Raw genomic sequence first — 14,589 nt, forward strand, 5'->3', positions numbered from 1 at the left:
CTTCAGCGGTAACCCTTGTGGGCTCTGCCGTGTCAGTGAGGCGCATTATAGAGAGCTGACTCCCATTGGCAACCTCTTTTTGCACTTTTTACTGATTTTTTTACTGTTCGAACAAAAATGCCGCAATAAGGGGTAAAAATGAGCTTTTTATTCACATATTATTAATACGACTTGCGAAATCACTTACTTTATTCCAGTTGGTATATTCAATTTCTTTAGTTGTGTCGGTTTCACCACCAGTAACTTTCATTATCAATTGAATCATAATGCGGTCAAAAAATTTATACTTAGGATATCGAAGTGCTCCAGCAAAAACACCTTGAAGCTTTGGCGTCCAAGGTGACTTTTTTAGAAAAGTGCGCATATAAACGCTCCCTTCAGGGGTATCTTTACCTTGTTCCTCTTTACGTGCAGTTAAATTGACACAAAAAAACGCAACCTTATTCCGGTTAAGCTCCTCTATATTGGCATCTATAAAATGATATAAGTTTTTACTCAAGTGGCCATATCGAATAGAAGCCCCTACAACTATTTTTTCATAAGAAGAAAAATCTACAGCAGCACTGTTATTCAGATCTTGTAACTCACAGTGATACTCTGGTAACTCGCTTTGTATGTGTTTGCAGATTTTTACTGTCTGACCATCGGTTGTTGCATATAAAAAAAGTATTTTTTTCACAAATAGTTCCTTAACTACGCCAAAACGTAGGCGTGAATAATATCAATAACGTGAATACCTCTAAGCGGCCGAATAACATAGACACCACTAAAACCCATTTAGCGTTATCATTTACATCAGCATAATGTAAAGCTACATCACCCAGACCTGGGCCAAGGTTATTGAGTGTGGATGCAATGGCAGAAAATGCAGTTAATTCATCAATGCCTGTCGCCATTAACGCAAGCATACAGATAATAAAAACTAGCGTATAAGCAGAAAAGAATCCCCACACAGCATCCACTACACGTTGAGATAACGCACTATCGCCTAACTTTATTGTGAATACCGCTCTTGGATGAACAAGACGTTTAATCTCTCTTGAACCTTGCAACGTCAATAATAAAACACGAATAACTTTCATTCCACCGCCGGTAGAGCCACCACACCCCCCTATGAAAGAGGAAAATAACAGTAAAACTGGCAAAAATAGAGGCCACTCGGAAAAGCCTGTGGTAGTAAACCCAGCTGTCGTTGATATAGATACACTCTGAAATAATGCTTGGTCAAATGCATCATATATTGACCCGTAAGATTGATGCATTAACAGTAACAGGAAACAAACTAAAAATAGTAAGCCTTGTATGGTAAAAAAAGCTCTAAACTCGGGATCTTTAATATAATACTTAGGGTGAACACCTCCAGAAGCAAACGCGGCGAAGTGTAGTGAGAAATTACAACCAGAAATGAGCAAAAAAATCACAGTTATCATGTTAATTGCATGGCTATCAAAATAGCCCATACTTGCATCATGAGTAGAGAAGCCACCTATTGCAACCGTTGAAAAGCTATGACAAATAGCATCGAAGACACTCATACCCGCTAGCCAGAATGCACCAGCACAGGTCACTGTTAAGCTGAGATATATGTACCAAAGCGCTTTAGCAGTTTCTGCTATTCTTGGCGTCATTTTATTATCTTTAACTGGGCCAGGTATCTCAGCTCTATATAGCTGCATACCACCAATCCCTAACACGGGTAAGATCGCAACGGCCAACACGATAATCCCCATTCCGCCGAACCACTGAAGAAGCTGCCGATAAAATAAAATGGCTTTAGGTAAATGATCAAGACCTACAATCACTGTCGCACCAGTAGTTGTTAATGCAGAAAAGGATTCAAAAAATGCATCGGTAACCGAGATAGCAGGATCTTTAGATATCAAAAAGGGTAAAGCTCCAGCGCTACCGATAACGGTCCAAAATAGAACCACTATCAAAAAACCATCGCGAGCCTTTAAGTCTTTTTTATGTCTACGATTGGGAAACCAACAAAGCGTTCCACAAAGAAGCAGCACAAAAAACGTAGTAACAAATGGTACACCCGCACCATCACGGTAGAGCAAAGCAACAAAGGCAGGCGCTAACATGGATATGCTAAATAAGGCTAATAATAAGCCGACTATGCGGATAATCGAACGAAATTGCATATATACATTATGAAGCGAGGCTTCGTGCTTCCTAGTTATCTATTAATTTGTCAGCAGAACCTTGAGAAACAAGAATTCTTGCACCACTTTTATTAATGACCATTTGAGTAAAGGCCGAGACTTGTCTTCGCTCTATCTCAATAGTCATCTCTATCCACTCTAGAAACTCGGTATGACACGCCGTTGCTTCATATTGTGCGATTATACTTTTCACTAAAGGCATAAACTCATAGTCTAACCTTAGTTGCAAATGAACGGTGATTTTTCTCTCTATTGTTTGAAGTTGTTTAAGTGCTTGTTGTACTCCGCCACCATACGCCTTTACCAGGCCACCTGTCCCGAGCTTTATTCCACCAGAATATCGAGTGACTACTGCCGTCATTTCGCCAACTCCAGATCCGCTTAGCTGAGCAAGAATAGGTTTCCCTGCTGTGCCAGAGGGTTCCCCATCATCACTAAACCCCCACATCATAGAGTCTTCAGGCCTTCCTGCAACAAACGCCCAGCAATTATGCCTAGCGGTAGAATGTTGCCTTTTTACTAAATTAATAAAGGTTTTCGCTGCATCTACGCTAGGAGTATGAGCAAGATGCGTAATGAATCGGCTCTTTTTTATCTCTTCTTCAAACTCTACAGTTTCTGTCGGTATTAAGTAAGGTTGGTCATTCATATTAGCAGTTCTGACGTACTCATTTTATTAGTCTATCACGATAAAAACGCACTAGGTACAAAACCCATGTCACAAATGTTAAACACTTGTTTGAATTTTGTTGATATTTTGATACCCCTCGTTCAAAATCAAAAAACTGGTCTAACCAGAAAACAGACGAATGAGCTAATAATAATTAAAAATAGACTCTAGATAGCAATGATTTTTTGCTTTTTAATGGAGAAAAATAATGATTTACCAAGCCGATACCCTACAGGTAAAAGAACGAAATGATGGCATTGCTGAACTCAGTTTTTGCGCACAGGCTTCGGTCAACAAACTTGACTTAGCCACACTAGAGTCTCTCGACCAGGCCCTTAATATATTAAAAAGCACCCCAGATTTGACTGGTCTTATTCTCAGTTCAGATAAAGACTCTTTTATTGTTGGAGCGGATATTACTGAATTTTTGGGCTTATTTTCCCAACCAGCGGAACAACTTGATCAATGGCTTCAGTTTGCTAATGCCATCTTCAATAAACTAGAAGATTTGCCTGTACCAACTCTGTCTATGATTAAAGGGTTTGCATTAGGTGGGGGGTGTGAGTGTGTACTTGCTACCGATTTTCGCATTGGTGACAAAACTACCAGTATTGGTTTACCAGAAACCCAACTAGGCATAATGCCAGGGTTCGGTGGTTCGGTACGTTTACCACGCTTAGTTGGTGCAGATACCGCAATGGAACTGATAACAACAGGCAAACCTCAACGAGCAAAGGATGCACTGAAAAGCGGTTTACTTGATGCCATTGTTGACAGCGATAAGCTACTTGAATCAGCTATTCAAACCATCACTCAAGCCAAAGAACAAAAACTGGATTGGCAAACACGCCGCAAGCAAAAGACATCAGCATTAACCTTGAGTAAGCTAGAATCAATGATGAGTTTTACTACCGCCAAAGGCCTTGTCATACAAAAAGCGGGACCCCATTATCCTGCTCCAATTACCGCCGTTGTGGCAATAGAAGAAGCGGCAACTTACAGTCGAAATTCTGCATTAGATGTTGAAAGAAGGCACTTCATTAAACTAGCACAATCAGAACAAGCCGCCTCATTAGTTGGTCTGTTTTTAAATGACCAACATATAAAAAGCATTGCTAAACAAGCAACTAAATTAGCGAATAAGAAAACCAAACGAGCTGCGGTTCTCGGTGCGGGAATAATGGGCGGCGGGATAGCCTATCAATCTGCATTAAAAGGGGTTCCGGTAATGATGAAAGATATTGCACAACACTCCTTAGATTTAGGGATGAAGGAGGCATCAAAATTACTGAACAAACAATTGTCAAGAAATCGAATTGATGGTTTCAAAATGACGGGCATTCTTTCTTCTATTACACCTAGCCTCCATTATGCAGGTATTGAAGATTCAGATATCGTCGTTGAAGCGGTAGTGGAAAACCCAAAAATCAAAGCTTTTGTGTTGAATGAAGTCGAACAACACGTCTCGGAGCAAAGCATCATTGCTTCAAATACCTCTACGATACCAATTAATCAATTGGCAAAATCTCTTCAGAGACCTGAAAACTTCTGTGGAATGCATTTTTTCAACCCGGTACATCGTATGCCTTTAGTCGAAGTTATTCGTGGTGAACATACGTCTGAACAAACCATTAATCGAGTGGTCGCTTATGCTGCACAAATGGGCAAATCCCCGATTGTGGTTAATGATTGCCCCGGATTTTTTGTCAATCGCGTGCTATTTCCCTATTTCGGTGGATTTAGTGCGTTACTCAAAGACGGAGCGGATTTCATTCAGATAGACAAAATAATGGAAAACCAGTTTGGTTGGCCAATGGGCCCAGCTTATTTATTGGACGTGGTAGGTATTGATACCGCTCATCATGCTCAAGATGTTATGGCGGAAGGGTTTCCTCAACGCATGGCCAAACAAAGCAAAGATGCTATAAGTGCATTGTTCGAGGCAAATAAATATGGTCAAAAAAATGGTAGCGGTTTTTATTCCTACTCTATAGATAACAAAGGCAAGCCTAAAAAATCATTCTCAGCAGATGTACTCACTCTTCTACAGCCCGTTTGTGCGAAAACACACTCGTTTGATGATGACGTTATTATTCAAAGAATGATGATTCCTATGATTAACGAGGTAGTACTTTGCTTACAAGAAGGCATCATTGCCTCACCACAAGAAGCCGATATGGCATTAGTGTACGGGCTCGGTTTTCCTCCGTTCCGTGGAGGGGTATTTCGTTATTTAGATAATTTGGGAATAAAAGATTATGTTGCAGTAGCGGCTCAATATAGTGCATTAGGCCCTCTTTACCAGGTACCTCAAATGCTACTAGATATGGCTGAAAACAATGACACCTTCTATCAAGCACAGCAAGTCAGTTCACTCTAATCACTTTTGGAAAAGGAATCTAATAATGAATAATGTTGTTATTGTTGATTGTCTTCGTACACCAATGGGCCGTTCCAAAGGGGGCGCTTTTCGTCATGTGAGAGCCGAAGATATGTCTGCTCACCTAATGAAAGGAATTCTTGCTCGTAACCCTTCTGTTGAGCCGAATCAAATAGAAGATATTTATTGGGGCTGTGTTCAACAAACCTTAGAACAAGGTTTTAATATTGCTCGCAATGCTGCTTTGCTTGCCAATCTTCCGAAACAAATTGGTGCTGTGACGGTAAATCGTTTATGTGGTTCATCCATGCAAGCACTTCATGATGCCTCGCGAGCCATTATGGTGGGCGATGCACAAATATGCTTAATTGGTGGTGTAGAACATATGGGACATGTACCGATGAGCCACGGTGTCGATTTTCATCCTGGTTTAGCAAAAAATGTAGCAAAAGCAGCAGGTATGATGGGTCTGACTGCCGAGATGCTAGCTAAATTACACGGTATAACTCGTCAACAACAGGATGAGTTTGCCGCTCGCTCACATGCTAGGGCGCACGCAGCTACTATCGAGGGACGCTTTAAAAATGAAATTCTTGCAACAGAAGGTCACACCGATGACGGTTCATTGATTAAATTAGATTACGACGAAGTTATTCGTCCAGAAACAACCGAACAAGGTCTGTCTCAACTGCGACCAGTTTTTGACCCGGTTAACGGCACAGTAACCGCAGGTACATCATCAGCTTTATCTGATGGCGCATCAGCAATGTTAATTATGAGTGAAAATAAAGCCAAACAACTCGGCTTACCGATTCGTGCTCGTATACGTTCGATGGCCGTTTCTGGCTGTGATCCTTCTATAATGGGTTATGGGCCCGTTCCTGCCACGCAAAAAGCGCTACAACGAGCTGGCCTCTCAGTACAAGATATGGATGTAATTGAACTCAATGAAGCTTTTGCCGCACAGTCACTCCCTTGCGTAAAAGATTTAGGTTTAGTAGAAGTGATGGATGAAAAAATCAACCTCAATGGTGGAGCTATCGCTCTTGGTCATCCATTAGGTTGTTCTGGTTCTCGAATTTCCACCACACTAATAAACCTTATGGAAGCGAAAGACGCTCAATTTGGCTTAGCCACAATGTGCATAGGGCTAGGGCAAGGAATAGCAACGATATTTGAAAGAGTTGATTAACCTATTATTAATAAACACGATTTATCATAATGGCTAAACCTTAGTTTATTAATATCGTGTTTATTAAATATTAGTTTGAAAAGACTTGTACAAAACAGAGCGATCTTCATTACTCTGTTTTATCACTGCCTTAACCTATTCATTTTCGTCTTACTACAAGAGTTGTAAAACCATGCGATAGAACAAAGTACTAATTTGAGTAATCCTTTACCTTATAATATGCAAATTATGCATAATAAAAATGACAAACTTTCATTTTTTTCATTAGTTGGATAACGATACAATTCGTGCCATGATTTAATCGTTAAAATTTATGACTTTCTGCTAATTCCTTACGGAGATGACCATGTTCAATGCTTTAGTTCTAAACCAAGAAGAAAAACGCACGCTCGCAGCAATTGAGCAAATTGATGAAACGCAACTTCCAGAAGGAGAAGTGTTAGTTGCCGTTAATTATTCGTCACTCAACTACAAAGATGGTTTAGCCATTACAGGTAAAGGCAAGATCATCCGCAACTTCCCAATGGTTCCTGGCATTGATATGGCTGGTAAGGTGATTAGTTCCGACGATGCTCGCTATAAAGAAGGCGATGACGTTGTCCTTACTGGTTGGGGTGTTGGTGAGAACCATTGGGGTGGTATGGCAGAGAAAGCTAAATTGAAAGCAGATTGGCTAGTTCCTCTACCAAAAGGACTGGATAGCAAGCAAGCTATGATGGTTGGTACCGCCGGTTTCACTGCAATGCTTTGTGTTCAAGCTCTTCTTGACGCAGATGTAAAACCTACAGACGGTGAAGTACTGGTCACAGGTGCTAGTGGCGGCGTTGGTTCCGTTGCTGTTACGCTACTTGCTCAGTTAGGTTATAAAGTAGCAGCAGTAACGGGTCGAGTCGAAAAAAATGGCCCATTACTTGAGCAATTAGGCGCTAGTCGAATTATTGATCGTTCAGAATTTGAACAACCAGCTCGCCCACTAGAAAAACAGATTTGGGCAGGGGCAGTTGACACAGTAGGAAGTAAAATACTCGCCAAAGTACTCGCACAAATGGATTATAATAGTGCTGTCGCTGCATGTGGCTTAGCAGGAGGCTTTGACCTACCAACAACAGTAATGCCATTTATACTACGTAATGTGCGTCTGCAAGGTGTAGATTCTGTTTCATGTCCATTAGAAAAACGCATTGCAGCTTGGGAGAAACTATCTGAATTACTGCCAACCAGCTACTTTGAGCAAGCGTGTACTGAAATAGATTTAAATGAGGCAATCCAATACGCAGAAGATATTACTAATGGGCAAGTTACCGGACGTGTAGTCATTAAGTTATAACTACCAGTTAGTTGTGGATAAAATGTAACTCACGAATGACCATTGTCTACAAGAAATCGCCCTTCAATGAAGTGGACGCAGTTAATAAATTGCGTTCACTTAATCTAACACTACCCTTCCAAGCCTAAATCTTCTACTCGCTTAGCAATTAACTTACCACACTCTTCTTTTAACAAGTTTCGCAACCATTCTTGCGCCGGTGAATGTTCACATCGAGGATGCCAAATCATCGAATAATCAAATGGCGTAAATTCGAAAGGCATTGGCTTAATGACTAATTCATGCCTTTCTGCCACTAAATACGCTAAATCTGCAGGCACAGTAATTATAAGAGGAATTGTGTCTATAACGGCTAAAGCCGCTTCTAAATGATAAGCGCGTATAATCGTCTTTCTTTCTGGTTGGTCTTGCAGGGCTTGATCTATTAAGGCTTTGACACCGTCGCTGATAGCAATCATTGCATGTGGATAAGAAAGATAATCTTGTAACGTAAGTTCTTTATTCGCTAACGGATGTATCTTGGATAACATACAAAATACCCCTACTCTGCCAAGAACTTCACTATGTAAAGGTTCGATTGCGCTAGTTGGCCGACAAATAGCTAAATCTGACCCTTGAGTGGTTAACTGATACATCAGTTGTTCGTGCTGTAAAGGTAAAAACTTTAACGAAACATTAGGCGCTTCTTGATAAAGGCGAGGCAACGCAAAAGGTAAAATGGTTTGCATAGCATAGTCGGTGGTTGCAATAGAAAAAGATTGCACGCAACTCTTGGGGTTAAATTCTTTGTCGGAAAGAAGGGAACGAAGAGACTCTAACGGTTCACCTAACGCCTTATCAATTTCTAACGCTTTTTCTGTTGGGAGAAGTTGCTGTCCTTGACGAGTAAATAACGGATCGTTTAGCAATGATCTCAATCGACCCAAGACTCGGCTCATTGCAGATTGACTTAAGTTTAACCTAAGCGCGGCTTTGCTAACACTTCGTTCCTCTATTAAAACACGCAGTGCAACGAGCAAATTTAAATCACGGCGATAAATATCTTCCAGTTCCAATTTGCGCAGCCTCAGATAAAAAACGATGCTTTATATTACTACTCAAGTAATAAATAACTTAGACAAAATGTTTCTACAGACAAAAAAATCCCGCCTTTCAGCGGGGAAGCCCAAGAAAAATTGGAATAGTACAAACATCACTGGAATAATGTTGCGTATTTGTTAATTAAATGTAACCAACTTTGTTGGGTTTGCCAAGCTTTTATTGAAATTATTTTTCCTCACAGTATGATCAACATTCAAAAATAAACTGAGATAGCGTTAATGATAATCAATACAGCCATAGCTAACCAAACTCTTGAGGCAGAAGGATTAAGGTGTCCAGAACCTGTAATGATGGTCAGAAAAACAATGCGAACTATGTTAGATGGTGAAGTGCTACTAATAAAAGCAGACGATCCATCCACCACACGAGATATCCCCAGTTTTTGTCGCTTTATGGATCACCAACTACTCGCTGCTCAAACAGAACAAGTGCCTTATGAGTATTTAATTAAGAAAGGCCTCGAATAAGCCACATTATCTCGTCCTTACTCCGAGTAAAAGTGTAATAAAAATCAATAAAAGTAAGATTTATTATCTAGGTTGGATAAATAAACAAGATTAGCCCTACTCCCGTCGGTAATATGTCGTTATACTTTGACGTTATTTTTCCCTTAAACAGACAGAAGAATCGCGCGAACCTGACTATGCAAAAATACGATATCAAAACCTTTCAAGGTATGATCCTCGCGCTGCAGGATTATTGGGCTACACAGGGTTGTACTATTGTTCAACCTTTAGACATGGAAGTGGGTGCAGGTACTTCTCACCCTATGACGTGCTTAAGAGCACTTGGCCCAGAGCCAATTGCAACAGCTTATGTTCAACCATCACGCCGTCCCACAGATGGCCGTTATGGTGAAAACCCAAATCGCCTTCAGCATTATTATCAATTCCAGGTAATCATCAAACCATCTCCTGATAATATCCAAGAGCTCTATCTTGGTTCTTTACAAGTATTAGGAATTGACCCATTGGTTCATGATATCCGCTTTGTTGAGGATAACTGGGAAAACCCAACTCTTGGTGCATGGGGTCTTGGCTGGGAAGTATGGCTAAATGGAATGGAAGTAACGCAATTTACTTATTTCCAACAAGTTGGTGGTTTAGAGTGTAAACCGGTTACCGGTGAAATTACTTACGGTATTGAACGTCTTGCCATGTATATCCAAGGTGTCGATTCTGTTTATGATCTAGTTTGGGCTGATGGTCCATTAGGTAAAACCACCTACGGTGATATTTTCCATCAAAATGAAGTAGAACAATCGACTTACAACTTTGAACACGCTGACATTGATTTCCTATTCACTTTCTTTGATCAATGCGAAAAAGAATGTAAAGAACTGCTCGCCTTAGAAACACCACTTTCACTTCCTGCTTACGAGCGCATTTTAAAAGCAGGCCATGCATTTAACTTACTTGACGCACGTAAAGCTATTTCTGTGACAGAACGCCAACGCTATATCCTTCGTATTCGCGACCTAACAAAATCGGTTGCCGAAGCATACTACGCATCTCGTGAAGCGCTAGGCTTCCCAATGTGTAAAAATAAGGATGAGGAGAAATAGTCATGGCTAAGAATTTTCTAATTGAGCTTGGAACAGAAGAACTACCACCAACGCAACTTAAAACATTGGCTGAAGCGTTTGCTTCCAACTTTGAATCAGAACTTAAAGAGGCATCACTTACCCACCAAGGTATTAAGTGGTATGCAGCTCCTCGCCGGCTCGCTCTAAAAGTAACGGATTTAATCGAAAGTCAACAAGATAAGATTGTTGAAAAACGCGGCCCAGCTATTTCTGTCGCATTTGATGCCGATGGCAACCCAACTAAAGCAGCACAAGGTTGGGCGCGTGGTAATGGTATTACCGTTGAACAAGCCGATCGATTAAAAACAGATAAAGGTGAATGGCTTCTCTTCAAACAAGAAGTTAAAGGGCAAGCAGTACAAGAGTTAGTGGTTGATCTTGCAGCCAAAGCATTAGCTAACCTTCCTATTGCTAAACCAATGCGTTGGGGCGATAAAGAAACACAATTTATTCGTCCAGTTAAAACATTAACCATGCTGTTAGGTGATGAACTTATTCAAGGAGAAATTCTTGGTGTTACTTCTGCACGAACTATTCGTGGCCATCGTTTTATGGGTGAAGCCGAATTTACCATAGAGAACGCTAACCAGTATCCAGAAATCCTGGAACAACGTGGTAAAGTAATGGCGGATTATGATGCTCGTAAAGCGATAATTCTTGCTGACGCACAAAAAGCAGCCCTTGCTGTCGGTGGTATCGCTGACATAGAAGAAGATCTACTTGAAGAAGTAACTTCATTAGTAGAATGGCCTGTGGTGCTCACGGCATCTTTTGAAGAAGAGTTTCTCAATGTTCCTTCAGAAGCCTTAGTTTATACGATGAAAGGCGACCAAAAATACTTTCCTGTGTATGACAAAGATAACAACCTCCTTCCTAAGTTTATTTTTGTTTCTAACATCGAATCTAAAGACCCAACTCAGGTTATTGAAGGTAATGAAAAAGTGGTTCGTCCTCGTCTTGCTGATGCCGAGTTTTTCTTTAACACTGACCGTAAACGCCCACTGATAGATCGTTTGCCTGAACTTGAAACAGCCATCTTCCAAAAACAACTTGGAACGATAAAAGATAAAACTGATCGTATTACCACCTTAGCAGGTTACATTGCACAAAAGATTGGCGCTGATGTAGAGAAATCAACTCGAGCAGCACTATTAGCAAAATGTGACTTAATGACATCGATGGTATTTGAATTTACTGAAACTCAAGGTGTGATGGGTATGCATTATGCTCGCCACGACGGTGAAGCAGAAGAAGTCGCTATCGCATTAAATGAGCAATATATGCCTCGTTTTGCTGGTGATACACTACCAAGTTCAGGAATATCATCTGCGGTCGCTATGGCGGATAAGCTAGATACCATCGTCGGTATTTTCGGTATAGGTAAAGCACCAAAAGGTAGTGATCCATTTGCGTTACGCAGAGCATCTTTAGGTGTACTACGTATTATTGTTGAAAATGGTTACAATCTAGATTTAGTCGATCTCATTGCACAATCAAAAGCATCATTTGGTGATAAGTTAACCAATGAAAATGTTGAACAAGATGTGATTGAATTTATGCTTGGCCGTTTCCGTGCTTGGTATCAAGATCAGGGCTTCAGCATAGATATCATTCAAGCGGTACTTGCTCGTCGTCCGACTAAACCAAATGATTTCGATCAACGAGTTAAAGCGGTTTCACACTTTCGTCAATTGGATGCAGCAGAATCATTAGCTGCGGCTAATAAGCGTGTTGGTAATATTCTGGCTAAATTCGATGGTGTGCTGTCAGACGATATCGATCTCTCATTACTAAAAGAAGAGGCTGAAATAGCGCTTGCTCAAACCGTAGAAGTGATGACTGAAGCATTAGAGCCAGCTTATGCGACTGGAGATTACCAAGCAGTATTAAGTAAGCTTGCTGATCTACGCGAACCGGTAGATACCTTCTTTGATTCTGTTATGGTTATGGCTGATGATGAAGCATTAAAGAAAAATCGCTTAACGCTACTCAATAAGCTACGTAACCTATTTTTACAAATCGCAGATATCTCGCTTTTACAAAAATAACGGGGCAATCCCTTTGAACTTAAAGCCCCGTTCATCTGAACGGGGCTTTTTTATAACATACGACTGGCAGGAAAAAATCATGCAGTTTTCTAATTTTGGTGAAAAGTTTAATCGACATTCTGGTATCACTCAACTAATGGCAGATCTTAACCAAGGTCTTCGCACTCCTGGTGCTATTATGCTTGGTGGTGGTAATCCGGCGGCCATTCCAAGTATGCTCGATTATTTTCATCAAGCCAGTAGTGATATGCTCAACAATGGTAAGCTTATTGAAGCCATGTCTAACTACGATGGTCCTAAAGGGCAAGACGCATTTGTTAAAGCTTTAGCCAACCTACTTAGTGATACCTACGGCTGGCCTGTAAGCGAGAAAAATATCTGTTTAACCAATGGTAGCCAAAGCGCGTTTTTTTATCTGTTCAATCTTTTAGCTGGCGTGCAACCTGATGGCTCTAAAAAGAAAATTTTATTACCATTAGCACCTGAGTATATCGGCTATAGCGATTCAGGATTAAGTGATGATCTGTTTGTATCTTATCGACCAGAAATAACCGAGCTCGACAATGGTATGTTTAAATACAATGTTGATTTTGAACAGCTTACCGTTGATGATTCCATCGCAGCAATATGTGCGTCAAGACCAACCAATCCAACAGGAAATGTACTAACTGATGAGGAAGTTGAGAAACTAGACCAATTAGCTCAAGCGAATAATATTCCTTTAATTATTGATAATGCTTACGGAACACCTTTCCCAAATATTATTTTTGAACAAGTAAAACCATTTTGGAATGAAAATACTATTTTGTGCATGAGCTTATCTAAACTAGGCCTGCCTGGTGTTCGTTGCGGTATCGTGATTGCGAAAGAAGAAGTCGTTCAGGCGATGACGAATATAAATGGTATTATTAGTTTAGCACCAAGTGGTATAGGTCCTGCATTAGGTACTCACATGATTGAGTCTGGCGATTTATTACAGCTTAGCCAGATGATCATTAAACCTTTTTATCAACAAAAAGCTCAGCATGCTGTTGAATTGTTGCAACAAGCCATCACTGATCCACGTTTTAAAATACATAAACCAGAAGGCGCTATATTTTTATGGCTTTGGTTTGATGAGTTACCCATTACTTCAAAAGAGCTTTATGCGCGACTTAAAGTCCGAGGCGTATTAATTATTCCCGGTGAATATTTTTTCTTTGGCCAAGATTGTACGGACTGGCCACACACTCGTCAGTGCATACGCATGAATTATGTACAAGATGAAAAAAGTGTACGTGATGGTATTAAAATAATTGCAGAAGAAGTAATGAAAGCTTACCAAGAATAAATTCAACTTAGTTAATGGAATTATATTTGTAACTTATCTAAAAAGAGCGCCAATAGGCGCTCTAAGTAAGGATACAGTCAATATAAACCTTATTAATTAGTTATTTTCAATAAGGTGATTGCCGTTAATCGCTATTTTACGCGGTTTCATCGCTTCAGGAATTTCACGCTCTAAGTCCACATGAAGCAAGCCATTTTCCATCGCAGCCCCGATAACTTTGACATAATCCGCCAATTGGAATTTACGCTCAAAGTCTCTTTCGGCGATACCTTGATAAACATATTTTTTATCTTCTTCTGGTTTACGCTCTCCATGAACAATTAACATATTCTCTTTTTGAGTAATATCAATTTGTTGTTCTGTAAAACCAGCGACCGCCATAGTAATCCGATATTTGTTTTCGTCTTGTTGTTCAATATTATAAGGAGGGTAACCGTTTGAAGTATTTTTAGTGGTACCAGCTTCCATTAAATCAAATAGACGATCGAAGCCAATAGCGTTGCGATATAGTGGAGTGAAATCTACAGTTCTCATAATTCTATCCTCTTAATTAAGCAATAGCCTTAAATGTCCTAATTTTATAGGGTATTTAAGGTGTTAGATTACGTATTCCTAATGGACATACTTAATCTCATCTTTCTGTTAACTTATTTGCTCTCCAAATTGGACGAGCGATACAAAGACCCTTACGGCATCTTTTCATAACTAGATATATGTCCTAAAAAGAGAGTTTCAAGAGAAAAAGAAAAATTTTTTAATTTCAGCAAAAAAAAACACTGCCAAAGCAG

General features: G+C 40.1%; 12 protein-coding genes. 7 read left to right on the forward strand and 5 right to left on the reverse strand.

Annotated elements, in window-relative coordinates:
• Nucleotides 1-151 precede the first annotated feature (151 nt).
• From hemG to R3X26_RS18265, 3 genes are read right to left on the reverse strand one after another with little or no spacing between them, the layout of a single operon-like run.
• Nucleotides 152-679 (reverse strand): menaquinone-dependent protoporphyrinogen IX dehydrogenase, encoded by a 528-nt coding sequence (hemG, locus tag R3X26_RS18255; RefSeq protein WP_317718759.1) that lies wholly within the window; start codon nucleotides 677-679, stop codon nucleotides 152-154.
• Between the two features lie 10 nt (nucleotides 680-689).
• Entirely contained in the window at nucleotides 690-2,147 is a 1,458-nt protein-coding gene (locus R3X26_RS18260) for a TrkH family potassium uptake protein (RefSeq protein WP_317718760.1), read from the reverse strand.
• Nucleotides 2,148-2,178: 31 nt separating this feature from the next.
• On the reverse strand, nucleotides 2,179-2,817 hold the full coding sequence (locus tag R3X26_RS18265) for a YigZ family protein (protein WP_317718761.1): 639 nt from the start codon (nucleotides 2,815-2,817) through the stop codon (nucleotides 2,179-2,181).
• A gap of 229 nt (nucleotides 2,818-3,046) precedes the next feature.
• Here R3X26_RS18265 and fadB point away from each other — a divergent pair, with 229 nt between their 5' ends.
• From fadB to R3X26_RS18280, 3 genes are all read left to right on the forward strand, one after another.
• Nucleotides 3,047-5,218 (forward strand): fatty acid oxidation complex subunit alpha FadB, encoded by a 2,172-nt coding sequence (gene fadB / locus R3X26_RS18270; protein ID WP_317718762.1) that lies wholly within the window; start codon nucleotides 3,047-3,049, stop codon nucleotides 5,216-5,218.
• A 25-nt stretch (nucleotides 5,219-5,243) separates the two neighbouring features.
• Nucleotides 5,244-6,410: an acetyl-CoA C-acyltransferase FadA gene (fadA, locus tag R3X26_RS18275; RefSeq protein ID WP_317718763.1), complete on the forward strand. Its 1,167-nt coding sequence runs from the start codon at nucleotides 5,244-5,246 to the stop codon at nucleotides 6,408-6,410.
• Nucleotides 6,411-6,756: 346 nt separating this feature from the next.
• Complete coding sequence (locus R3X26_RS18280; protein ID WP_317718764.1) at nucleotides 6,757-7,737, forward strand: MDR family oxidoreductase; 981 nt, start codon at nucleotides 6,757-6,759, stop codon at nucleotides 7,735-7,737.
• A 110-nt stretch (nucleotides 7,738-7,847) separates the two neighbouring features.
• On the opposite strand, the gene R3X26_RS18285 is transcribed toward R3X26_RS18280, so the two are convergent.
• Entirely contained in the window at nucleotides 7,848-8,792 is a 945-nt protein-coding gene (locus R3X26_RS18285; protein ID WP_317718765.1) for a LysR family transcriptional regulator, read from the reverse strand.
• 264 nt (nucleotides 8,793-9,056) lie between these two features.
• On the opposite strand from R3X26_RS18285, the gene tusA reads away from it, so the two are divergent.
• From tusA to R3X26_RS18305, 4 genes are all read left to right on the forward strand, one after another.
• Nucleotides 9,057-9,305, forward strand: a complete 249-nt coding sequence (tusA, locus tag R3X26_RS18290) for a sulfurtransferase TusA (protein WP_317718766.1) — start codon at nucleotides 9,057-9,059, stop codon at nucleotides 9,303-9,305.
• Nucleotides 9,306-9,481: 176 nt separating this feature from the next.
• A complete protein-coding gene (gene glyQ / locus R3X26_RS18295) occupies nucleotides 9,482-10,402 on the forward strand; it encodes a glycine--tRNA ligase subunit alpha (protein ID WP_317718767.1) in 921 nt (306 codons plus the stop codon).
• Between the two features lie 2 nt (nucleotides 10,403-10,404).
• Complete coding sequence (gene glyS / locus R3X26_RS18300) at nucleotides 10,405-12,471, forward strand: glycine--tRNA ligase subunit beta (RefSeq protein ID WP_317718768.1); 2,067 nt, start codon at nucleotides 10,405-10,407, stop codon at nucleotides 12,469-12,471.
• Between the two features lie 79 nt (nucleotides 12,472-12,550).
• Complete coding sequence (locus R3X26_RS18305) at nucleotides 12,551-13,801, forward strand: valine--pyruvate transaminase (protein WP_317718769.1); 1,251 nt, start codon at nucleotides 12,551-12,553, stop codon at nucleotides 13,799-13,801.
• Nucleotides 13,802-13,897: 96 nt separating this feature from the next.
• On the opposite strand, the gene R3X26_RS18310 is transcribed toward R3X26_RS18305, so the two are convergent.
• Nucleotides 13,898-14,335: an Hsp20 family protein gene (locus R3X26_RS18310; RefSeq protein WP_317718770.1), complete on the reverse strand. Its 438-nt coding sequence runs from the start codon at nucleotides 14,333-14,335 to the stop codon at nucleotides 13,898-13,900.
• Between the last annotated feature and the right edge of the window lie 254 nt (nucleotides 14,336-14,589).

This window comes from Vibrio sp. TH_r3, assembly GCF_033101115.1.
Classification (GTDB): Bacteria; Pseudomonadota; Gammaproteobacteria; order Enterobacterales; family Vibrionaceae; genus Vibrio.